General features: G+C 46.6%; 24 protein-coding genes, 1 pseudogene and 1 other annotated feature. Of the genes and pseudogenes, 11 read left to right on the plus strand and 14 right to left on the minus strand.

Features of this window, described 5'->3' with window-relative positions; genetic code table 11:
* Positions 1–53: 53 nt before the first annotated feature.
* Both FC62_RS06645 and FC62_RS06650 read left to right on the plus strand, forming a co-directional pair.
* A complete protein-coding gene (locus FC62_RS06645; protein ID WP_056945793.1) occupies positions 54–1,442 on the plus strand; it encodes a gluconokinase in 1,389 nt (462 codons plus the stop codon).
* Positions 1,443–1,558: 116 nt separating this feature from the next.
* A complete protein-coding gene (locus tag FC62_RS06650) occupies positions 1,559–2,239 on the plus strand; it encodes a matrixin family metalloprotease (protein WP_056945794.1) in 681 nt (226 codons plus the stop codon).
* A gap of 94 nt (positions 2,240–2,333) precedes the next feature.
* Here the strand turns inward: FC62_RS06650 and FC62_RS06655 are convergent, their stop codons facing one another.
* From FC62_RS06655 to FC62_RS06670, 4 genes are all read right to left on the minus strand, one after another.
* Positions 2,334–3,413, minus strand: coding sequence for an endonuclease/exonuclease/phosphatase family protein (locus FC62_RS06655; RefSeq protein ID WP_056945795.1), 1,080 nt, complete (start codon positions 3,411–3,413; stop codon positions 2,334–2,336).
* A gap of 123 nt (positions 3,414–3,536) precedes the next feature.
* Entirely contained in the window at positions 3,537–4,181 is a 645-nt protein-coding gene (locus tag FC62_RS06660; protein ID WP_054746240.1) for a deoxynucleoside kinase, read from the minus strand.
* Between the two features lie 410 nt (positions 4,182–4,591).
* Positions 4,592–5,197 carry an HAD family hydrolase gene (locus FC62_RS06665; RefSeq protein WP_056945796.1) on the minus strand — a complete coding sequence of 202 codons (606 nt, stop codon included), beginning with the start codon at positions 5,195–5,197 and terminating at the stop codon, positions 4,592–4,594.
* 3 nt (positions 5,198–5,200) lie between these two features.
* Positions 5,201–5,578 (minus strand): VOC family protein, encoded by a 378-nt coding sequence (locus tag FC62_RS06670; RefSeq protein WP_056945797.1) that lies wholly within the window; start codon positions 5,576–5,578, stop codon positions 5,201–5,203.
* A 78-nt stretch (positions 5,579–5,656) separates the two neighbouring features.
* On the opposite strand from FC62_RS06670, the gene yaaA reads away from it, so the two are divergent.
* The 4 genes and pseudogenes from yaaA to FC62_RS06690 form a co-directional block, all read left to right on the plus strand.
* On the plus strand, positions 5,657–6,403 hold the full coding sequence (gene yaaA / locus FC62_RS06675; protein ID WP_056945798.1) for a peroxide stress protein YaaA: 747 nt from the start codon (positions 5,657–5,659) through the stop codon (positions 6,401–6,403).
* Positions 6,404–6,482: 79 nt separating this feature from the next.
* Complete coding sequence (locus FC62_RS06680; protein ID WP_082611532.1) at positions 6,483–6,971, plus strand: cupin domain-containing protein; 489 nt, start codon at positions 6,483–6,485, stop codon at positions 6,969–6,971.
* 127 nt (positions 6,972–7,098) lie between these two features.
* A complete protein-coding gene (locus tag FC62_RS06685; protein WP_056945799.1) occupies positions 7,099–9,636 on the plus strand; it encodes a M1 family metallopeptidase in 2,538 nt (845 codons plus the stop codon).
* A 242-nt stretch (positions 9,637–9,878) separates the two neighbouring features.
* Positions 9,879–10,164 (plus strand): annotated as a pseudogene (locus tag FC62_RS06690) (DUF1003 domain-containing protein); the annotation flags it as partial.
* A gap of 139 nt (positions 10,165–10,303) precedes the next feature.
* On the opposite strand, the gene FC62_RS06695 reads toward FC62_RS06690, so the two are convergent.
* The 5 genes from FC62_RS06695 to FC62_RS06710 form a co-directional block, all read right to left on the minus strand.
* The gene (locus FC62_RS06695) at positions 10,304–10,651 is read right to left on the minus strand and encodes a DUF2200 domain-containing protein (RefSeq protein ID WP_054746218.1); all 348 of its coding nucleotides are present in this window, start codon (positions 10,649–10,651) and stop codon (positions 10,304–10,306) included.
* Between the two features lie 31 nt (positions 10,652–10,682).
* Entirely contained in the window at positions 10,683–11,690 is a 1,008-nt protein-coding gene (asnA, locus tag FC62_RS06700) for an aspartate--ammonia ligase (protein WP_056945821.1), read from the minus strand.
* Positions 11,691–11,759: 69 nt separating this feature from the next.
* Positions 11,760–11,987: a binding site (T-box leader), on the minus strand.
* Positions 11,988–12,042: 55 nt separating this feature from the next.
* Entirely contained in the window at positions 12,043–13,149 is a 1,107-nt protein-coding gene (gene ald, locus FC62_RS06705; RefSeq protein ID WP_056945801.1) for an alanine dehydrogenase, read from the minus strand.
* Between the two features lie 105 nt (positions 13,150–13,254).
* Positions 13,255–13,416, minus strand: a complete 162-nt coding sequence (locus tag FC62_RS08155; protein WP_156408159.1) for a hypothetical protein — start codon at positions 13,414–13,416, stop codon at positions 13,255–13,257.
* Between the two features lie 59 nt (positions 13,417–13,475).
* Positions 13,476–13,685: a hypothetical protein gene (locus FC62_RS06710; protein ID WP_054746219.1), complete on the minus strand. Its 210-nt coding sequence runs from the start codon at positions 13,683–13,685 to the stop codon at positions 13,476–13,478.
* A 332-nt stretch (positions 13,686–14,017) separates the two neighbouring features.
* On the opposite strand from FC62_RS06710, the gene FC62_RS06715 reads away from it, so the two are divergent.
* Both FC62_RS06715 and FC62_RS06720 read left to right on the plus strand, forming a co-directional pair.
* Complete coding sequence (locus tag FC62_RS06715) at positions 14,018–14,599, plus strand: peptidylprolyl isomerase (RefSeq protein ID WP_054746220.1); 582 nt, start codon at positions 14,018–14,020, stop codon at positions 14,597–14,599.
* 80 nt (positions 14,600–14,679) lie between these two features.
* Positions 14,680–14,916: a cytochrome b5 domain-containing protein gene (locus FC62_RS06720; protein ID WP_054746221.1), complete on the plus strand. Its 237-nt coding sequence runs from the start codon at positions 14,680–14,682 to the stop codon at positions 14,914–14,916.
* A 54-nt stretch (positions 14,917–14,970) separates the two neighbouring features.
* Here the strand turns inward: FC62_RS06720 and FC62_RS06725 are convergent, their stop codons facing one another.
* Positions 14,971–15,636, minus strand: a complete 666-nt coding sequence (locus FC62_RS06725; RefSeq protein WP_056945802.1) for an SGNH/GDSL hydrolase family protein — start codon at positions 15,634–15,636, stop codon at positions 14,971–14,973.
* A 112-nt stretch (positions 15,637–15,748) separates the two neighbouring features.
* Between FC62_RS06725 and FC62_RS06730 the strand changes: the two genes are divergently transcribed.
* A complete protein-coding gene (locus FC62_RS06730; RefSeq protein WP_056945803.1) occupies positions 15,749–16,594 on the plus strand; it encodes a M48 family metalloprotease in 846 nt (281 codons plus the stop codon).
* A gap of 70 nt (positions 16,595–16,664) precedes the next feature.
* Here FC62_RS06730 and FC62_RS06735 read toward each other — a convergent pair whose 3' ends face one another.
* Positions 16,665–17,783, minus strand: coding sequence for an NADH-dependent flavin oxidoreductase (locus FC62_RS06735; RefSeq protein ID WP_056945804.1), 1,119 nt, complete (start codon positions 17,781–17,783; stop codon positions 16,665–16,667).
* Between the two features lie 269 nt (positions 17,784–18,052).
* Entirely contained in the window at positions 18,053–19,426 is a 1,374-nt protein-coding gene (locus tag FC62_RS06740) for an NAD-dependent succinate-semialdehyde dehydrogenase (protein WP_056945805.1), read from the minus strand.
* A gap of 206 nt (positions 19,427–19,632) precedes the next feature.
* Here FC62_RS06740 and sstT point away from each other — a divergent pair, with 206 nt between their 5' ends.
* Entirely contained in the window at positions 19,633–20,886 is a 1,254-nt protein-coding gene (sstT, locus tag FC62_RS06745; RefSeq protein WP_056945806.1) for a serine/threonine transporter SstT, read from the plus strand.
* On the opposite strand, the gene FC62_RS06750 is transcribed toward sstT, so the two are convergent.
* Together FC62_RS06750 and FC62_RS06755 are read right to left on the minus strand one after the other, a co-directional pair.
* Entirely contained in the window at positions 20,883–21,188 is a 306-nt protein-coding gene (locus tag FC62_RS06750) for a hypothetical protein (protein ID WP_056945807.1), read from the minus strand. The two genes, sstT and FC62_RS06750, sit on opposite strands and share 4 nt — an antisense overlap.
* 74 nt (positions 21,189–21,262) lie before the next feature.
* Positions 21,263–21,880: an HAD family hydrolase gene (locus tag FC62_RS06755; protein WP_056945808.1), complete on the minus strand. Its 618-nt coding sequence runs from the start codon at positions 21,878–21,880 to the stop codon at positions 21,263–21,265.
* Between the two features lie 140 nt (positions 21,881–22,020).
* Here FC62_RS06755 and FC62_RS06760 point away from each other — a divergent pair, with 140 nt between their 5' ends.
* A complete protein-coding gene (locus FC62_RS06760) occupies positions 22,021–22,836 on the plus strand; it encodes a DUF368 domain-containing protein (RefSeq protein WP_056945809.1) in 816 nt (271 codons plus the stop codon).
* Positions 22,837–22,883 lie beyond the last annotated feature (47 nt).

Consider the following 22,883-nt stretch of genomic DNA (forward strand, 5'->3'; position numbering starts at 1 on the left):
ATTCAAACTGGTCTAACCAGAATTGAATACTTTTTTTGTGGGGTAAATTATTAATGCAAGATACTTTCTTAGGAATTGACCTGGGCACAACGAGGCTGAAGGTTGCAATCATCGACCACGGGCAGGTGACTTACCAAAATACCAGCGCACTGACCACCTATAGTGGTGCTCATGGTGCGCGCTACCAGTCTGCGACAGAGATTCTGCAGCAACTGACAGAGTTGTTGTTAGGCATTCCGGTCGAAGAACGGACGAAGATTCAAACAATTGCCTTGTCGACTGCGATGCACAGCACCTGGCCGGTTGATCCGGCAAGTGAGCAGAATGACCAGATATTTATCTGGTCCGACCGGCAGGCGGCAGGGGTAATGGCAGATTTCCGGCAATCAGAGCTCTCAAAGATTTTCTATCAGAAGACCGGGACCCCGATTTACCCAATGACCCCGTTCGCCAAAATTAAATACTTTAAACGCCAGATGCCAACAAGGTATTCGTCAGAGACGAAGTGGCTCGGTCTGAAGGAACTCTTGCTCGAATTTCTCACTGGCAAGGACGTGCTCGATTACCCGACAGCAAATGCGACGGGCTTGTTTAACATTCATGAATTACGCTGGGATGCCGATATTCTCGCTGATCTGGACATCGGCACGCAAAACTTGGCCGAGTTGGTTGACTGGCAGACGCCGTTAAAGCTCAAACAATCGGTCGTGAGCGCCTTTGGTCTTGCTAAGAGCGTGGCGGTTTATCCCGGCGCTAGTGACGGAGTGCTGGCCGCCGCCGCTGGACTGAGCCAAAGTGGTAACGGCAATAGTCTGACCATTGGCACGAGTGCCGCTGTGCGCCGCGTGAGCCAAGAGATTGTCCTCGACTCGCATAAACAGAACTTCTGCTACTATCTCAGACCAAAGTGCTACGTTATTGGGGCACCAACTAATAATGGTGGCGTCGTCTTGGACTGGGCGAAGCAAATCTTTTCGCCGGGTGAAGGAACGGCGCAGGATTTCTACCAAGAACTTAGTCAAAGTCTGACGGAATCCCCCATCGGAGCAAATGGGGTGCTTTTCCTACCGTTTCTAAATGGTGAGCGGGCTCCCTACTGGGATGCCACGCTAACCGCCCAATTTACGCATCTTTGGGTCACAACGACGAGAGCCGACATGCTGCGGGCTATCGTAGAGGGAGTACTCCTGAATATTCGTTTATTGACCGAGCTGGTGGCGGTTAAGGAGAAGACAACTGCAAGCGGTGGTTTTTTTGAAAATACGGCGTTGTCACAATTGGCAGCCGATATTCTTGGCGTGGACCTAGACGTTACACCGGGTAATGAGCCGATTGCCGGACTCTACAGTCTTTTGACGGGAAAGCCTGTCATAGCGATGCAACGCAAGGATGCGCGCCAAATCAAGTTTGATGTCGCGGTGCACGAGCAATATCGGCGCTAATCATTTTTTGGCTTTTTCTTAAATTTGGCTCCTGGCTGGACGGATTACTGGTCAACTGAGTGTAAACTGAGTAATATAAGCATGTTTAGTTGATCATTTAAAAAAGGAGTGAGCAGATGCGCCGATTTATGAGAATGTTCTGGCTCACGCTGTTAGTCATTGGTGGCTTGTTTGTCTACAGAAATTATGATTATCTCCGCGTCAATTTCTGGCCCTTAGTGGAACAAAAAATTGCCCAGGTGACTAGCCAAAAAGACCAGACAGCTGATTCGACTAATACGGCACCAGTTGGCACAACTGAAGATGATGCGGTGACGCCCGTCGAGTCGATTGTGGCCGAGACCAAGTTGAGTAATGTCTATTATTATGTCTTCGAGGATAATGCGCCAGCGAGCGTCCGCAATGTTTTCGAAGAAGCGGTGGTAATCTACAATGAGACAGGTTTGGTAGAGCTTAAGTCAGGTACCCCAGCGGATACCGAAAACAAGATTACCTTTGGTATTTATACCAATGAGGAGGCTGCTAACCAAAACGGTCTCAGCGAGCTGGGGCGTGGCGGACCAAACATTATTAAATATACGGGTTGGACGTCTTACGTCGTGAACCGGGGTAGTGCGCGACTCAATCTTGCGGGAACAAACGCCGTTAGGTTGTCCGTGGCGATTCACGAACTAGGCCATGTCCTCGGTCTGGCGCACTCGACCAATCGCAATTCGGTGATGTACCCGATTGATCAGGGTAAGACTGGCCTGCAGGATGTCGATATTCGGGCGTTGCAGACAATTTACGCCAACTAATCAGAATATTTTATTGATCAGGATAAGCAAAAAGAACGTGGCCAATCGCCACGTTCTTTTAGTCTGCCATATCATGCAAGTTTATGTTGCTACTCTATTTTTTCAGTTTAAAGGTTAAGCGTACGGGATTATGGTCTGAGTTGACGAACCCGGCATCAACAACATGGATTTCTTGCGCCTCAACGTTTGGTGAAAGGATGAAGCCGTCGACTAGGGTCACGAATGACTCGCCTTTTTGATACGGCTGATCCAGTGCTCGGACAGACGGTGTTTTGGCTGCAGCTAGCTCCATTCTTGGTACATAGAATCCTGCAGGTAACTTGTTAAATGGGAAGAGATGGGTCCAGGTTTGGACCTTACTTGTCGTGTGGAAGATTTCTGGTGCGTTTTGGAGCAAACGGTGGTTGTAGTCTCCGGCGACAACCACGTAGTTACCGGCCCGATAGGCCTGGTTGATGTACTTGAAGAGCTTCGCAAACTGGGCCTCTTGAATGCTGTGGTCCTTCGTAAAGGCCGAGAGATGAATGTTGACGAGCTCGAACTGCTTGCCATTATCGGTTGGGAGCTTAGACACCGTAAAGGCGCGGTCGAGATCGATGAACTTATTGAAGTTGGTCTCGATTGGTAGAGAGTAGCGTGTAGCTTTGCCAATTCTGGTAGCTGCTAACGTGATGAGACCTGACTTGGCCTTGCCAATGGGGTCATTGAAAGGGTAGAAGAGGTAGGGTGAATCGTAGTTCTGTCCGTAAACACCACTGTGTGTGTGCGCAAAAGCGTTGGTGATGCGCTTAACCTGATCGACGTGACGTGAGCGATCACCGTCTTGGTCGACCTCCTGGTAGAAGTAGAAGTCTGCCTTTGCAGACTTTGAGGTCTTCACAATCCCTCTGGTTAGCCTGGTTACAGTTGCCTTGTCGTAGGCCTTTGCATACTTACCACCATCCATGAAGAATGAGTAGCTCGGTGGATAAGAGCCGTAGCCAACGTTCCACGACTGTGCGTGATAGGTGCGCCCAACTTGGACAGTATTCTCCCGATTATGTTTAACCCCTAGGCTTTCATTGTCAGGTAAGCGGTAATACGTGATGTAGGCGTAGGCCAGGTACGAACCTGCCGCAACCAGGATAATGAAAACGATGGCAGCAAGTGTCTGCCAGAGCCATTTTAGTTTCATAATTATTTTTCCTCCAAGAAAAGTACTGCGCGTTTTTAACAATTGATAACATACTCGGTTAATAAAAAACGGCACCACCTCATGTGTGCTTGCCGCCGTTAAATTAATGCTTACATCATTCACTCATAGTTGTCCGAGTTCGTGCAATTTATCCTCGATCTGAGTGATGACCGCCGTTTGATCCTCTTTGCTTTCGACGAAATCATACTTGTCACCATCAATTCGAATCTTAGGTGAATAATTGTAGTTCTCATACCAAGGACCATAGTATTCGAGTAGGGTCTTGTAGTACGTCTCGAGAGTGGGATCATAACTGAGTTGTTCGAAACTGCGTCCGCGCTTTGTAATCCGCTTAAGCATCGTGTCGTAGGAGACGTCGATGTGGACCAATAAATCAGGCGCCTTCTTCGGCAATGTTTTCAATTCCTCCATCATGTTGTGCAGTAGGTCGCGGTAGATGTCTACCTCGGTCTGGTTTGCCCGACCCATGTCCGCGTTCATCTGAAAGAATAGTTCATCCTCATAGATGGACCGGTCGAGCACGTTATTGTCGGCAACTAGCGCGTCTTTGATGTTCCGAAAGCGTGTGTTTAGGAAATAAATCTGTAATAGAAAGGCGTATTTGGCCGGATCTGCGTAGAACAGGGGCAGCACCGGATTGTCTTCGACACTTTCGTAAAAGGCCTGACTGCCTAAATCTGCAGCAAGTATTTTGGTTAGGGTTGATTTGCCGGCACCGATTGGGCCACTTAAAGCTATGACGGTCATCACATTCCTTCTATCTAAAGTGTTCTTATACAAAATATGGTCAACTCCTAATATAATAACGCTACATGTGGTGGCAAGCAATATATTTTAAACTTTTATCTTTTTCATGAATTCTCCTCCAAGAAATTCAGAATAGATTCGATTTATCTCCTCTAAATTGAGTTAGCTGATTAAGGCCAGCTAACTATGCTTAAACGCTAATGCCCCGTGAGCGTTTTTTTGGTCAAAAAAGTGCTTGTGTTATTATTGAATAGAATAATGGGGTAAATTATTGTGAATAAGAAAAATTTTGCGCTGAACAAGCACACGTGGTTTGTTGGGCTAGTGTTCGGACTGTTGTTGGTCCTAGCTTTGATAACAAATATTCAGTCGGTTAACGCAGACAACGGCTACGTCGTTGATCCTGCTAATTACTTAAATAAGAATACGGAAGAGTATATTGAGCGTTTGAACGAGCAGGATTTAACTGGTCTAACCGACCGGCCACAGTACATGCTAGCAGCGGTGGGAAAACGCTCGTTGATGGTCGCAGTAACCGAATCCTTAACGGCATCATCCACCAACAGATTGATTTTGCTGATATCGTCGTCGACGGTTGGAAAGTCAGAGACTTCCTTCAGCGTGTAGTAATATTGGCGTGCATTTTGTCGACCAGCTGGTGTTGCACTTTCGAGGATGTAGGCTGACCGCAAGCCACTAAGCGTCACGTGTTTAAGACTCTCCAATTTAAAGACGTCTGCTAAAATATGCGTGACAACTGGTCTGGGAATTGTTGTGGCGTTGACCAGTTGGTCGTGTTCGAATATTTGGGAACCGTTATCCGACACAAAGGCAATCTCGTCCGCCTTGCCGGGGAAAAAAGCTTTGAGTTGTTCATATTGATTCCCGCTGGCGACAATGAATTTAATGTCCTGTTGGCACATTTTGGCGTAGACCCTGTCGAATTGTTCCCGGTCATAATTCTTGGCGGAATTTAGAAATGTCCCGTCCATGTCTGTCGCAATTGCTCTAATCATCAGTTACACCGTCAATTCTATTAGGTTGCCCTCTGGGTCCTCAATCACAGCCTCGTAATACCCGTCGCCCGTCGTTCGTGGACCACTAAGTAGGTTAAAGCCGTCGTTTACAAATTGTGCAGCAAGCGTATCGACTCGCTGCTTCTCACCCAGTGAGATAGCGATGTGTGCGTAGCCTAGGACATCTGGGGCCCGTTTATTGATGTTGTCCTTGTGTGAGAGTTCTATGCGACCGCCCGTCGCAAATTTGAGGAAATACGACGAGAAGCCGGTCTTTACGTTCTCGTAGCGGGCACTCGCTAGTGTATTGAAATAGTGCTCATAAAATTGTTTCATTGTCTCCAAATCATTGACCCAAATTGCGATATGTTCTAATTTCATTTGTTTCACTCCATCTACAGCTAATTATTTTGTAATCGTTATCAACTTCCATTAAATCAGTAAAAGGATTGTTTGACCATGAAAATTATTGTTGCACCAGCCAAGAAAATGACGAACCAAAGCGAGAGCTTTCGAGCGAGACGGCAACCGCAATTTCTCGCCGAAGCCCAGGAGATTTTGGCTGCGATGAAGGCACTCGATTATGCCGCGGCAAAAGAAATGTGGCACTGCAGCGACCGCCTTGCCCGCCCGAACTTCGCCTGGCTACAGGAGATGAAACTGACAGAACACGTCACGCCGGCGCTTACTAGCTACGTCGGTATCCAGTATCAGTATATGGCACCGGATTTATTCACCAAGGATGCACTCGAGTACGTCGACCAGAACTTGCGCATCTTATCGGGCTTCTATGGCGTATTGCGGCCATTCGATGGCGTCGTTTCTTATCGACTATCACTTGATTCTAAACTGGCAGTTGCCGGAAGTCGGAATCTGTATGACTTTTGGGGTTCTAAAATATACCAGGCGCTTGAATTCGACCGAGAGCCCGTGTTAAATCTAGCCTCACTTGAATATACTAAGGCAATTAGGCCCTTTCTGAAGCCCACTGATCGCCTGATCGACGTTCTGTTCTACACTAGTGTCTCTGGTCGACTGCAGGTTAAGGCGACACACGCTAAGATGGCACGAGGGATGATGGTGCGTTATCTTGCGGAGCAGCATGTCACGGATATCCAGGATGTGCGCAACTTCTGGCATCCCGAGTACGAATATCGGGCAGATTTGTCCACGCCCACCAAAATCGTTTTTGTCCGAGATAAATAAATGAAATTTTTAATTTTACCTCAAGTCCACTTGAGCGAGTATCATGTTTATTGATATTTGGTTAAAGGAGACGAACGAAATGACAGATAATAAAGCTGCAGTAACCAATGGCATCTTCCCAATTGGGGAGGAAAATAACGCATATGCACAATTTTTTGTAGGTCAAAGTTACCTGAAGACATTGGTGGCTGACCCGAACGTTAATGTCGGCGTAGGCAACGTGACTTTTGAGCCGGGGACTAGGAATAATTGGCACATCCATCACGATGGTTTCCAAATATTGTTGGTAACCGCTGGTGAGGGCTGGTATCAAGAAGCAGGCCAACCTGCCCAAAAGATCAAGGCTGGAGACGTGGTGGTGACCCATGACGGCGTCAAACATTGGCATGGTGCGACGAAGGACAGTTGGTTAAGTCACATTGCGATTACGGCTGGCACCCCGGAATGGTTAGAGCCGGTTTCGCTCGCTCAGCTGCTCTGTGAATTCCAGCGTGATTGGAACAGGACGGAGACTGTGCCTGGCTTCGTGCAGTTGATGGTTGAGGCGGGTTACTTCCTCAATATGTAATTTGATTGACGTGAAAGCGATTGAGTGCTGCTGCAGTAAATGAGGAGGAATCTTCATTTTTTTTGCTGTCTAAAGCTCAAATTAAGCGTATAATGGGATTATTCTTAAATTTCCACAGGAGGATATTATGACGGCTTCAACACACTTATACGAGTATTTTCAGCCAACTAACTATCAACTTTACATTGATGTTAATCGGGCAAACAAAACAATTACGGGTAAGACAACCGTAACGGGTAATGCAACGCAAACGAGAATTGCATTACACCAAAAGTATTTGACAATTGACCAGGTAAAAGTGGCTGATCAACCAGTTAATTTCGAAGTGGACGACGATGCGGAACTATTCTGGATTGATTTACCAGAAGCGGGTACGACGTCTGTGACCGTCGACTACTCTGCCAAATTGACAGACACGATGATGGGTATTTATCCTTCATATTACACTGTGAATGGTGAGAAGAAGCAGTTAATCGGTACCCAATTCGAGACCACATCTGCTCGTCAGGCATTCCCAGGCGTTGATGAGCCTGAGGCTAAGGCTACCTTCGACCTAGCAATCAAGTATGATGAGGTGCCCGGTGAGACAACCATCAGCAACATGCCCGAGGTGAAGGTCGAAGATGGTGTGCACTACTTCGATACCACCGTCAAAATGTCGACGTACCTAGTTGCCTTTGCCTTTGGGGATATGCAAAGTAAGCAGACCGAGACAAAAAGTGGCGTGAAAATTGGGGTTTTCGCGACAAAGGCACACCCAGCAAAGAGCCTTGACTTCGCCTTAGATATTGCTAAACGCTCAATTGAATTCTACGAAGACTTCTATCAGACACCATATCCACTTCCCCACTCCTGGCAGCTTGCCCTGCCTGACTTCAGTGCTGGTGCGATGGAGAACTGGGGCCTCGTTACCTACCGTGAGGCAGCATTATTGGTCGATCCTGACAATACCAGTCTGGACGTGAAGGAATACGTGGCTACTGTGATTGCCCACGAGTTAGCACACCAATGGTTCGGCGATCTTGTAACGATGAAATGGTGGGATGATCTCTGGTTAAATGAGAGCTTCGCTAACATGATGGAGTACGTAGCTACAGATGCTTTGCAGCCTGATTGGAAAATTTGGGATCTTTACCAAGTTGCAGAGGTACCTTTAGCGTTGCAACGTGATGCGACTGATGGCGTCCAATCAGTGCACGTCGAAGTAGAGGATCCTGCTGAAATCGACTCGATTTTTGACGGGGCGATTGTCTATGCAAAAGGCTCACGGATGCTCGTCATGGCTCGTGCATTAGTTGGCGATGAGGCACTAAGAAAAGGCTTGCGCCAATACTTCATTGACCATCAGTACAATAACGCTCGAGGAAAGGACCTCTGGGATGCGCTCGGGCAGGCCTCCGGTCTAAATGTTAGTGAAATCATGAATACTTGGCTCGAACAACCTGGTTATCCAGTGGTTGAGGCGAGCGTGGTTGCTGGTCAATTAACTCTGACACAGCAACAATTCTTCGTTGGTGAAGGCAAAGATCTTGGGCGGATTTGGCAGATTCCATTGAATGCGAACTACGCCGCTGCACCAAAGATTTTCAAAGAGCAAAAGGTGGTCGTAGGTGATTATGAGCAACTGCGTGCCGAGAATGGGGTGCCATTCCGAGTTAACGTGGGAAATGATTCGCACTTCATCGTGAAGTACAGTCCTGAGCTCTTGTCTGACATCATGGAGACAGTCACCGAACAAGACGACCGCACTAAGTTGCAGTTGTTGCAAGACTTCCGCCTATTGGCAGAGGCAGGACAAATGTCTTATGCGGACATCGTTACAGTGTTACCAAGGTTCAAAGCTGAAGAGTCTGCAATGGTTGTTGATGCCCTCTACACGCTCATCGCTAACCTACGGAAGTTTGTTGTGCCTGAATCTGCAGAGGAGGACGCTTTAAAAGCTTACACCAAGGCTTTGAGCAGTGCTCAATTCGAACGGTTAGGACTCTTGCCTAAAGAGACGGACACAGTTGATGATCAAAGTGTCCGTGTGAAGATTGCAGATGCAGCACTGTATGGACGCAATGAAAAGGCACTGGGAGCAGCTAAAGAATTGTTTGAGGCACACGAAGCTGATCTAGCCAAGCTACCTGCAGATGTACGCTTGTTAGTCCTCTCAAACCAGATGGAAAACGCCGGTAATCAACAATTATTTGATAAGTTGGTTAACTTTTATCGGAACGCAGCAGATGCTAGTTACAAGGCAGCTCTTAGGATGTCATTGACTAAGGCTAACGATGAGGACTTGTTGCAACAGCTAGTCGACTTATTTAAGGACCCCGATACCATTAAGCCACAAGACTTACGGAGTCTTTTCGCCGGTGTGTTGAGCAATCATCACGGCGAACAGCTGGCCTGGGACTGGTTCAGAAATAACTGGGACTGGCTCGTTCAGACAGTTGGTGGTGACATGTCCTTTACCTCATATGTCACCTACATTTCACGGATTTTCCGGACACGTGCACGCTTAAACGAGTTCAAGGAGTTCTTTGAGCCAAAGATTAACATGCCAGGTTTAACCCGGGAGATTGTGATGGATACCAAAGTGATCGAGAATCGTGTCCAACTCGTTGAACGTGAGAAGGATGCGGTAAATAAAACAATCGCTGCTGCAAATCAGCAATAAAGTTTGATAGCAAATTAGGTAAATATGCAGAATTATTGGAATCAGCTAAATTAATTTAGCTGATTTTTTTTGGCAACAAAAATACGTGTTTAGGAGTGTAAATGGCCACGATTCAGGCTTGAGTTGGGTATAATAGCCTTAAAATTAGGCAAGGGGATGCAATGATGAAAAAATTCTATTTGAAACGCACAAGTTTGCCAGAGACAACGCAAAATAACACGCAACGTAATGGTGAGACGACCACGGTAGGTGAACGGGTGGCGGATGCAATCGCTAAATTTGGTGGCTCATGGGGATTTATCGGGATTTTTCTCGCCGTATTGGTCATTTGGATGGCCCTCAATGTGACCCACCTCTTTGGTGTGAAGTTCGATCCGTACCCCTTCATTCTCCTCAACCTGTTCCTGAGCTGTTTAGCAGCTATCCAGGCACCAATCATCATGATGAGCCAGAACCGGGCGGCCAAACGGGACCACGAAGCCGCTCAGAACGACTACCAGACCAACCTACAGGCTGAACGAAGAATTAAGAAACTTGAGAAAAAACTCGAACAACAAAATAAAAAAATTGATCAACTTTTGGCCCTGATTGAAGCTCAGGCTAAAAGCGATCAATTTACAAACGATCGTCAATGAGTTAAATGGGGATAATCGCTGGTGTTCTATGATTATTGTCGCAGGATACTCGTCATTTTCTTGCCGCGTGCTAACTCATCGACTAATTTGTCCATGTACCGGATTTTCTGCATGCGGGGTTCTGTGATTTCTTCGACGCGGACACCACAAATCATGCCCGTAATCAACGTGGCATTCTCGTTAAACTTCGCCTGGTCAACGAAGTCTCCGAGCATAATATCTGAGGCCACAAGGTCGTCCAACTTGTGCTCGTCATAACCGGTCAGCCAACTGAGAACTTGATCGAGTTCAGCTTTTGATTTATCCTTACGTTCGACTTTTTGGACGTACATCTCATAAATCTGAGTAAAGGACATTTCGAATAATTTAGGATGGGCCATTGTCATTCTCCTAGCATTAAAGTTCAAAATACTACAGAATATTGATGTTATTAGCAGCGCACTTTTTGAGCATCTCTTCCGGCCAGACACTTGCCTGGACCTCACCAACGTGTGCCTTACCTAATAATAACATGCAAAGGCGTGATTGTCCGATTCCACCACCGATGGTGTAGGGAAGCTCGTGGTTCATAATCATCTGGTGGTAGGGCAGATCCAAGCGGTCAGTGGCGTGTGCTATTTCTAGCTGGCGTAACAGGGCCTGTTCGTCCACCCGAATACCCATACTGGAGATTTCAATACTTCTTGCTAAGGGTTCATACCAGAAGAGAATATCGCCGTTTAATTGCCAGTCATCGTAGTCGGGTGCGCGATCGTCATGCTTCGGTTCATTGGCTAATGCGCCACCAATTTGCATGAGAAAGACGGCCCCGTTCTCCTTTGTAATGGCGTCTTCTCGTTCCTTTGGCGTATAATCCGGCCACCTGTCTGCTAGTTCTTGAGTTGTGCAGAAGTGAATTTTATCCGGGAGGTGATGGACCGCCTCTGGGTACTTATACCAGACCTCGTGTTCCATGTGCTTGATGACCTTGAAAATTTTGCGGACGGTCTTCTTCAAGGTGTCAATGTTGCGCTCATCTTCACGAATGATCTTCTCCCAATCCCACTGATCGACGTAGATGGAGTGGAAGTTGTCGATTTCGTCGTCCTTTCTGATGGCATTCATGTTGGTGTATAAACCTTGGTGCATCTTGAAGCCGTACTTATGGAGTGCGAGACGCTTCCACTTCGCGAGCGAATGGACGATTTCGATGGTTTCACCTGGCAATTCCTTCATCTGGAATGAGACGGGTTGTTCAACCCCACTAAGGTTGTCGTTTAAACCCGAGTCGTGGTCGACGTACATTGGCGCCGATAACCGGGACAGGTGGAGCTCCTTACCAAACTCATCCTGGAAGGTTTCTCGAATATAACGGATTGCTTCCTGAGTTTCTAGCACATCTAATTTAGGATCGTAATGGTCAGGGATAATTAATTGCATCTGTGTTACTCCTTTGTGGTAGTTTTTATTAGTCTGTTTTTGGGGAATAAAAAAGCCCTTCATCCCCAATACAGGGACGAAAGACTTCGCGGTACCACCCAGTTTGACTATTGCTAGACCACCTCTACCGAGTACAAGCATACTCGCCGCCTTTAACGTCACGGACACGTCTAAGCCTACTGAATTTCGGTTAGAAACTGGGAAGTGTTTTTCGAATAGTCAGTGACTCGTTGGTTTCCACTCAGCCCAACTCACTGGTAGTGTGACTATCTTACTCGTCTTCTTCATCGTTTTATCTAATGTTATTTTCATGTATTATAGCACGATAATTTACAAAAGTAAAACTAAATATTTAGTTTTGTGTTGCGTATGGTATAAATGGGAGCTGGAGGCTGTCTGCGACTGCCTGTTCGGTCAGCTGGCCGTTGTACGTATTCAAGCCAGTGGCAATTGTCGGATTGACTAACGCTTTACTCAAGCCAAGGTTGGCAATGTCTAAGCCATAAGGCGTTGTCGCACTTGAGAGAGCTTCTGTAGCGGTCTTCGGTACTGCCCCCGGGATGTTCGCGACTGCGTAGTGGATGACTCCATGGCTGACGAATGTTGGAGCATCGTGTGTTGTTGCGTGGGTCGTGGTGGCGAAAATTCCCCCTTGATCAATTGGAATATCGACGACCACGGAACCCGGTTCCATGCTCTCAATCATCTCTTTCGTGACCAGTTTAGGGGCGGCAGCACCGGGAATCAGCACAGCACCAATTACGAGATCAGCCGTTTGTACGCTTTGGGCAATCGTGTGACTGTTGCTCAATAATGTGTTAATTCTACCGGCAAAAATCTGCTCTAATTCTGCTAAACGGTGGGCGCTTCGGTCGAGGATCGTGACATTTGCGCCCAGTCCAACAGCGATTTTGGCAGCGTTTACTCCCACAACACCACCACCAATGATCACGACGTTACCTGGCCGAACCCCGGGGACGCCAGCTAAGAGAATTCCCTTACCCCCATTGTTTGATTCCAGGAAGTGGGCACCTGCTTGAACTGCCATCCGGCCGGCAATTTGACTCATTGGTACAAGTAGTGGCAGGTCGCCGTTTGGCCCCACCATGGTCTCGTAGCCGATAGCTGTGACCTTTGCAGCAAGGAGAGTGTCTGTTAACTCCTTGTTTGCGGCCAAGTGTAGGTACGTGTAGAGAATCAATCCGGGACGGAAATACTGGTATTCTTCTGCTAATGGTTCCTTCACCTTGATTACCATGTCGGCAGACCAGGCTTTTGCAGCGTCGACTAGTTCTGCGCCAGCGGTTGCGTATTCTTGGTCGTTAAATCCAGCAGCCACACCGGCATTGTGTTCGACTAGAACCTGGTGGCCTGCTGTAGTGAATTGTTGGACACCACTTGGCATTAAGCCAACTCGTTCCTCGTGATTCTTAATTTCTTTTGGTACGCCAATAATCATTGCTTGTTCTCCTTTTCCTAGAAATAAAAAAATGGACCAAATTGGTATCTACTACCAGTATGGTCCAGCTATTGTATTTATGCAAATCTAGTCGAAGATGGGTGACTAGTTAGCTTCGTCCTTGACGGAGAAGGCCATTTCCACATCCTCTGGAAGTGTTTCAGTTGGTGAAAGTTTCAACTTGATGGCGTCCTGGAAGTCGAAGAATTTGATTTCTCTGACGGGATCGCTATATGATTCTGGCTCCTTGACAATATTGCATTGCATGAAAATCTTGTAGGCCTGCTCCAGGTTGACGGGCTTGTAAGCATGTTTACTAATATCCTTTATGGCAACGACTCTTGCCGCTTCCGTCGTGATTCCCGTCTCTTGCAGGGCTTTCGCGTTGACGTTTTATCAATCAGTTTCTTCACAATATCACTAATCTTCTTGTAGCGTGCGAAGTCGGCCTGATTGTCTGTGTTGTTCTTTCCCTGGAGCGCGATTGTATGAATCTGACTTAAGAGCAGATTGATTTCTTGTTGTTTTCTAAGCATTGATTAAATTCCTCTAAGAATTGATTTGTGTCTCGTCATGAAAGGTTGTTGGCCACAAAAAAATGTATGAGCTTCCATAACTAGGTTTATCTTAACTCAATTTGGTCCATTTAATAACAAAATATGTGATAAATATAACAATAAAAAGCGTTCTTTAATTATGAAACTAATTTGAATGCGCTTATTTACATATTTCTACTAAGTTTGATTAGAAACAGCTACCAAACAAGCCTATTTATAGCAAAAAGAATAATTATTTGTATTTTAACGTTTCTTCGTTACAATCAGTTAGTAACATATAAAAATTAATTAAAGAGATAAAAGGAGTAAACATGACTTTTCCACAACTAGATTTAGAACACGTTACCGGCCCTAAGGCCACAATCAAGACTAACCAAGGGGAGATCATCATCCAATTATTCGCGGCCGAGGCTAAGAAGACAGTGCAAAATTTTGTTGAGTTAGCGAAGAAGGGCTACTACAACGGTGTAACCTTCCACCGGGTGATTCCAGACTTCATGATTCAGGGTGGCGACCCGACTGGGACTGGCGCCGGTGGTGAGAGCATCTACGGCGAGAGCTTTGCCGATGAATTCTCTGACCAGCTCTTTAACTTGAACGGCGCGCTTTCGATGGCTAATGCGGGTCCGAATACGAACGGCAGCCAATTTTTCATTGTTTCAAACACCAACGTGCCAAAGAGGATGTTGAAGCAACTGGCACCTGCAGGTTACCCAACTGAGATTATCGCTGCATATGAAAAGGGTGGTACTCCTTGGCTTGATCATAAACATACCGTGTTTGGCCAGGTGATTTCGGGCATGGACGTGGTGGAAAAGATTAGCAAGCTAGAGCGCGATGCCTTTGACAAGCCGATAGAACCCGTTGTGATGGAAGAAGTAATTATCGCCTAGATTTTTGAGTCTTCAAAACAGACTTTTGCTGATGACAGCGTTATACTTGGGGTAACTTAAATAATAAAGGAGTTGGTTCAATGGCAGATAGAGAATTTACAAGATCAGAGCTAGCTAAATACACAGGTGAGGGTGGCCAACCCGCCTATGTTGCAATCGATGGAACCGTTTATGATATGACTAACGTCGAAGCTTGGGCGGGCGGCAAGCACCACGGTAATACCGCCGGTCAAGATCTCTCGGACGTTATTGTTAAGGCACCTCATAAGAAATCAGTTCTAGCTAAGTTACCTGTTGTTGGTAAATTAGTCGATTAAAAAAAGCCGGTTATCCTGCAGGATAACCGGTTTTATTGTGCGCTCAGTTTAAGGCTAAAGATTCTTGAGCGCGATGTTCTTCGCTACGAAAGTGACCAGGCTGTTAATTCCGTCCGTTGTTGGATGAGTGTGATCGGCGACGAACCAATCGTTGTGGTCCTTCGAATATGCTGCCCAATCAATTATGGTCAGATTCTGATACTTCTTCGCGGATTTAGCGAGTGCAGCATTAACTTCCTCTTCCCACGGGCTGTCCGGCGTGTGGACATTAATCCAGAACACCGTGCGTTTAGTGCCGGCAACCTGCATGATCTGTGCCATTTGCTCAGGTGTATATGTCCCGTTTGTCCCCAGGCCGATTAGTAATGTGTCCGCCATCTGTCCTTGGTCAATCATTGAGCGCTCGATGTCTGCTAATTCGTAAATCTGACGACTGACGCTCGTGTTCAGGTTCATTTGCGAAAAGACTTTCTTGTACTTGTACGCACTACCTTCCATGACTGAATCACCAATGGCGGTTATTTTTAGCTGGTTAATGTATGATTGCTCACGCTTAGTCAAGGTTGTGTAGTCGACTGGCTTTGCTTTCTTAACCTTAGTGACTTTTTTGGTTGTTTTATCAGCCGCGGCTGGTGCCTTAGTTACAGCTGCGTCATTTTGACAGGCACCAAGCATCGCTGTAACTAGAGCAATAATACTCATTGTGCTAATCTTTTTCATACTCACGATTTCCCTGTCCTTTTCGATGTAATTTAATTCTAACACGATTTTGTTCGTGCGAGTATCCCTCTGAAAAATGTTATAATCTGAACTAGGTAGTAGGAGGAACAAAATGGCTAACTACAACGAAAATAATAGGCAATCGCTTAATCGGCCAACTACTCCGAAGAAGCGGAAGCCACTCGATAAGGTGACCGACTGGATTAGTACAAATGGCATGATCATTCTAGTTGTTGGTCTGGTGATTATTCTGCTGATGAGTGCCTCTAGGACGTTGGGCTGGGCAGCGCTCATCGCTGGTATGATTCTAATTTACATCATGGCACAGACCCAGCCGGAAGAGAAGGAGAGTAAGCTCAACCGGCGGCTCTCGACACAAGTCGACTTTTTAGGTCAACGAGTCGGCGCGGGAATTGAAGAACGGGTAGCTGCACCAGAGAATCCCTCGCCTGAAAGACAGAAGATTGACAGGCGCGTCGGTGGGTTGAATCTCAATCTACTCGTGCTATTTCTGGCTGCAATCACCCTAGTACTCGTCTTCTATGGCCCGTTTGCCTCTGCTTATGTGTTAGTAGGGATTGAGAGCAAGTCATCAATCTACCAGACGTCTTTGACGATTGCCCAAATAGGGTTGAACGCCGGAATTCTCAGCTACGGGTTCCTGACAATCGTCATTGGAGCGCCAATCATGATTATTCTACTTACCCTCTCTAAGAAACGACGGTCACGGCTCTGGGCGTTTATCCTTTCCGCGTTAGAGAGCGTCGTTTTGATTGTCGTAATGGCCAGCCTAATCTACATCATGAACACGGTGGAGGAGGGCAAGCTGGTCTCCATGTTCAGCGCTAAACTAGCGGATGTCCTCAGCATGACCGTTGGTTTCGGCATTTCCAGCTACTTGCTGCTAGTCTCCTCATTGATCACATCGGTGGTTACGGCTCTAAATAACAAGAAATGAAATTGAGTCGATGACTAATAATCAAAATGGTGTTGCCAATTTTAACGTTGGTAACACCATTTTTTATTGGTTATTTTTCAGGCTTTGGTAGCTTCTTTAGTCTGATAAAACGCTTGATTAGATACCCGTAGAATGTGCGGGTAATTGGAGCGTCCTCAACTGCCACCGTGAGTGGGCGTAAGTCAAATTGATCATCACGCCCTTCTTCTAGCAGAACGGGCCAGTCTGGTTGCATGATGAGCTGTTGGCCAATTCCAACAATTTCGGCATTTTCCAATACGCCTAATACATCGGCGCGAGTCCGGACACCACCGACACCAATCAATGGGAAGCGCCCATCAATATGGTCGTGAATGTATTTCAGAATGGAGTGTTCCCGGAAATTTGGATTATGTGACACCTTTTGGAAATCATCAAGCGACATGTGCACGTAATCTAGGTCGAATTGCTGGAGTTGATCGAGGAGCCAGAGGGTATCCTGCAAGGCAATGCCCCCGTGACCAAATTCCTCCGGGGAGAACCGGTAGCCGATGACGAATGGCCGGTCCGCATACTTGCTGCGTGCGGCAAAGACGGACTGCAAAACTTCATTTAGGAAGCGGAAACGTTGTGCACGATCACCTCCCCAGGCATCGGTTCTGCGGTTAGCATGTTGTGAGAAGAATTCTTGAACCAGATAGCCATTGGCACCGTGGATTTCGACACCATCAAAGCCAGCTTCAATTGCCCGTCTGGTTGCTGCGCCAAAAGCGGCGATGGTGGTTTCGATCTCGTTTTCCGTCATCGCTCGTGGTAGTTCCGATCCTGGCCGATGTGCCAGTACGACACTTGGGGCAATCGGCTGGGTGTGAATTGTGTCCTCATGGGTAAGCCGTCCAGCATGGAAAATCTGGATGAAGGCCTTGGCTCCTGCATCATGAATCGTTTCTGCCAATTTTTTTAGGTTCGGGATGTATTTATCATCGGCGATGCTTAGCTCACCGTTCCAGCCCTTACCTAATTCTGTGACGTTTGAGGCGGAGACAATAACTGCGCCTAGGCCTTTAGCACGCGCCCTATAGAAAGCCATCTCATCAAGTGTCACTTGGCCATCGTGCATGCTTTGGACGTTCGTTAGTGGTGCCTGGAATAGCCGGTTGGTAACAGTCACACCGGATTTAAATGTTAAGGGTTCGTCAAATTTGCTCATTATCATTACTCCTAAAAAAATCCTTTTCTTTGACATTACCACAAAATGGCCTTATAATGAACAAATTCGCTACTATAAGGCCGTCCGATTTTTTGAACGGAGGTTCTAACAATGAGATATCAACTTAGATTGAATACAGATACACAAATTTTTATTGTGACTGACACTGCAACAAGTAAAACTGCTTCTGGCAGAACAATTCAAGCAGCATTAGCTAAGATGAAAAAATAAGACGATGCAGCCGCATCGTCTTTTTCTTTTGCGCGAGATTAGTGGTCCAGGTGATTGGTGATGAGGTGTTCGTTGACGAATGCCAATTGGCCTAGTTCACTCAGTTCACGACCGTAACCGGAATTCTTAATGCCACCAAACGGTAACTCTGGTAAGCTTGTCCATGCGCTATTGATGAATGTCATACCGGCCTCTATTTGGGCAGCCACAGCCTCGGCGCGTGCTGGGTTAGCTGAGAAGACCGTGCTACCAAGACCATATGAGGAATTATTAGCTAACGCAATGGCCTCTTGTTCTGAATGAACGCGGTAGACTTGCGCCACGGGACCGAATAATTCCTCGTCGAAAATCGGATTGTCCGGTGTAATATCAGACAGGATGGTGGGCATGAAGAATTGTCCGGGAAGGTCAACTGGTTCATTACCGTAGATTATCTTAGCGCCATTAGCGACTGCGCGGTCAACTTGCACCTGAATTTTTTCTTTAGCGGCAGCAGAGGATAATGGTGCGAGTGTTGTCTTAGGATCCAGTGGGTTACCCATCTTCACCGCTTTAAATTCTTTAGTGAGCAGTTCGATGAACTCATCAAAGTAGCTGTCTAGGACGATAAAACGTTTGGAACTGGTGCATACTTGACCGGCATTTGACAGACGTGCATTTGCGACAATCTTCTGCAGCTCTGTTTTGTCAGCGTCGTCTAAAATAATGAACGCGTCGTTACCACCTAGTTCCATCGTGGACTTCTTTAAATGCTCACCTGCGGCCCGTGCGACTGCTCGACCTCCACGTTCGGATCCGGTTAGGGCCACGGCTTTAATACGTGGATCAGCAATAATCTCCTCGACCTGGTCGTAACTGACAAAGAGGTTGATGAGACTGCCTTCGGGGGCGCCACCGCGCTTGATAATATCCGCTGCCATTCTTGCGGAGCCAGGGACGTTTGATGCGTGTTTCAGAATCATGGGGTTACCAGCCATATAATTCGGTGCGAAGACCCGAATAATTTGGTAGAGGGGGAAATTCCACGGTTCACACATGAGAATCGGTCCGATAGCCTGTTTCAGGTAATACGCCTTACCAAAACTCGAGTCTAACGTGACTGGTGCCATAAATTCCTCACCGTGGTCGGCAAAATAATCAAGAATATTGATACAGAGCTCGACCTCGGCAAGTGACTCAGTAATTAATTTACCCATCTCAGTCGTCATCATCTGAGCCATCGGTTGCTGTTCCTGCTTGAAAAGCTTGGCAATTCGATGGAGAATCTCGCTCCTGCGGGCGAAGGCCATCTGTGCTAGGGTTGGCGCAAATTTGGCCACGGTCACGAGGGCGGATTCGACTTGCTCAGGGCTTGAGTTCTCATATGTCTTGAACGTTTCGTTCGTAAACGGATTGGTAGATTTGTATGTCATATAGACCTCTTTCTTGTCGTTAGTTAAAAATTTCCGTGCTACGGATATAGCTGTGCAAGCGCAATCATCTGCTTAATTATACTGGTTTTCTTGTTGATTGACCACCTGCATGAACGGGAGATTTATGCACCAATTAAGATTAAATTTTTTTTAAAAAGTTCGTTTTTCATGTATAATGCAGAAATAGACATTAGAGGAGAAGAATTATGTGGGCAACTTATACTAGAATTTCACTAATAAAACGAATCATTATTGGAATCGTGATTGGCTTTGTATTGGGATTGACCCTGCCTTCCTGGACCTGGATCGGCGTAATTGGTAACCTGTTTATCAACGCCTTGAAGGCTATCGCACCAATTCTGGTTTTCTTTATCATTACCGCGGCTTTAGCACGGCATAAAAAGGGCTCGCAGACTAACATGCGTTCAATAGTTATCTTGTATCTGGGAGCCACATTTGTTGCAGCATTGGTCGCCGTTCTTGTGACGTACCTCTTTCCGATCACGGTGGTTTTTCCAAAAGAGGCTGTTGCCGGTGTGCCTAAGGCACCAAAGGCAATCGGTGAAGTCATTAACCAATTGCTGATGAATGCCGTCGCCAATCCGGTCTCCGCACTCATGGAAGGTAATTATTTGTCAATCCTGTTCTGGGCAGTATTACTAGGACTGGGCTTGCGTAGCATCGGTGAGGCAACTAAGAAGACGGTGATTGACTTATCCGAGGCTGTGACACATGTTGTCCAGTCAATTATTCAGATGGCGCCGTTTGGCATTATTGGCTTAGTGTTTAATTCTGTTGCATCTACTGGAATTAAGGGAATGGCTACATACGGTCGTCTGATTCTGCTACTAGCGGGCACGATGTTCTTCGTTAACTTCGTTATTTATCCGTTGATGACCTGGTTGATGGTTCGGCAGAATCCGTTCCCACTAACTTGGTTTGCTTTCAAAGAGAGTGGCATTCCAGCATTTTTCACCAGAAGCTCAGCGGTCAATATTCCAATTAATCTTGATCTGGCTAGGAGATTGAAGCTAGATAAGAATACCTATTCAATCTCCATTCCGCTTGGCGGTTCTGCTAATAGTGGTGGTGCGGCCATCACTATTTCAATCATGACATTGACTGCCGCAAATACGCTTGGCCTACACGTGGATTTCTTCACGGCCTTTCTTCTTTGTTTGCTGACAGCCATCTCAGCCACTGGTGCGTCTGGAATTGCCGGGGGTTCATTGCTGTTGATCCCACTCTCATGTAGTCTATTTGGCATCTCAAATGATATTGCCATGCAGATGGTGGGAATTGGCTTCATTATTGGTGTGATTCAGGATGCGGTAGAGACAGCCGTGAACTCAGCCAGTGATCTCGTGTTCACCGCCACAGCTGAGTATGCGCACCTCAGACGAATCGGCCAACCCGTCGATATCGTGAAGCAGGTACGAGAGGCCAAGGAGACGGACTAATCAATATTACGGTGGCGGTGTTCTCGTAGTCTGATGTAGATGATGGTGGTAAAAATCACGATGAATGTCAGAATACCAAGTGCTATTAGAACGATTTGGAGCAAGAGGACATGCTCTTTCAGCCAGATAAAAATATCGTCAAAAAAATTTGTTTTGGCATAGTAAAGTGGTATATCCCTAATTAAGTTGGACATTGTCGTTCCTTTCTGAACTATTACTGACTTAGCCAACTTAATTGTACTTGAATGTTTAGCTAGCGGGATACCGAACGATTCAATAAGTAGATTATATAAAGGCGTCATTGTATTCCCTGTGGACAAACTCAGAGTAGGTTACAACTACGCACAGAAAGACCCGCACAATTCGTGCGGGTCTTTTAGATAATTGCCTCGATTTCTGCTGGTGAACTGAACTTGTAATCAGCGCTCTCGAACTGACCGCGATCGTGCGCGCCCCAGCCAGCGAGGCCAAATTTCACACCGGCTGCCTTAGCACTCTGTAGGTCGTAGATTGAATCTCCGATGTAGATAGTATTTTCCGCAAAGGCGCCAGTAGCCTCTAAGGCCTTCAACACCGGTGCAGGACTTGGTTTATGCTCTGTAGTATCACTTGCAGTGACAACATAGGGAAACTTCTGCACAATGCCATACGGGTAGACGAGTCGCTCTAGTTCCGTTTGATTCTCAGAAGTGACTACCCCAAGAGCCAGCCTTTCACGCAGCAGATTATCAATCGTGTGGTTAATCCCGTCGAAAACTTTTACCAAGTGCTGGAATTCTGGCATCTGAGCGTCCCATAGCTCGACCGATTCTGCAAAGGGAATCTGCAATTCTGCCATGATTTTGTGGGCGGGGATGCCCAACGCAAATTCAAGTTCGGCAATGGATTTATTAATGTGATAGTGCTTCAGGAGCATTTGCTGTAGTGCTCCCAGATTGGCCATCTCTGTGTCTAGCAGGGTGCCGTCTACATCAAATAAAACAGTGTTGATCATTATGTGTTCCTCTTCAGACCGTGTAATCAATTACGGTGTAATATGGATAGTTTAACAAATTATTAAATCAAATAACAACTTTACCAATTCGCACTTAGCTATGTTAAACTATTGCTACTATACGAGTAGAGGAGTCTTATATGATTGATTGGATTTTACGCTTTGTGAAGGGAATTTTCGTCGGCTCAGGGTTCATCCTACCGGGAGTCAGTGGTGGAGCACTCGCTGCTGTCTTCGGGATTTACGAGCACATCATCGAATTTCTGGCCCATGTCCGCAGAAATTTCAAGGATAATTTCTTATTTCTGTTACCCGTTGGGCTCGGGGGGCTGGTTGGCTTGGTTCTGTTCTCCTATGTTGTAAGCTTCGCGCTTGGCGAGCATCAGGACACGATGCTCTGGTTCTTCGTCGGGGCAATTGTCGGAACCCTACCAGCGTTGTGGCAACAGGCCGGTAAAATGGGTCGTACAAAGCGTCATTATGGGGTACTGGTACTCAGCTTTGTCGTCAGTCTCACTTTTCTGATTTTCGGTGAATCCCTAATCGGTAATGTACCCCAAAATTTTGGTACCTGGGTGCTTGGCGGCTTCCTAATTGGTCTAGGGGTGATTGTGCCAGGTCTCTCACCATCCAACTTCCTGATTTATATGGGCATGTATAAGGATATGGCCGATGGCATCAAGAGCTTCGACCTTGCAGTCGTGGTTCCTCTAGCACTTGGGGGTGTTTTGAGCCTCGTGCTCTTGGCCAAACTCATCTCGCTGATTTTTGCCAAGGCATATGCCAGCATGTTCCACTTCATTCTAGGCGTGGTGGCAGCCTCAACGGTGATGATTATCCCGTTTGATGCGCATTACACCGTGAGTTACGTTTTGATTGCCATTTTAATGTTGCTGGCGGGCGCCGCCCTCGGTTGGTTCATGGCCCAATTAGAGACCAAATACGAGACTAATTAAATCGAATTTACACAATAAAAAAAGAGTTAACCTTGGTAATTCACTAC

This window comes from Amylolactobacillus amylotrophicus DSM 20534 (assembly GCF_001434555.1).
GTDB lineage: Bacteria > Bacillota > Bacilli > Lactobacillales > Lactobacillaceae > Amylolactobacillus > Amylolactobacillus amylophilus.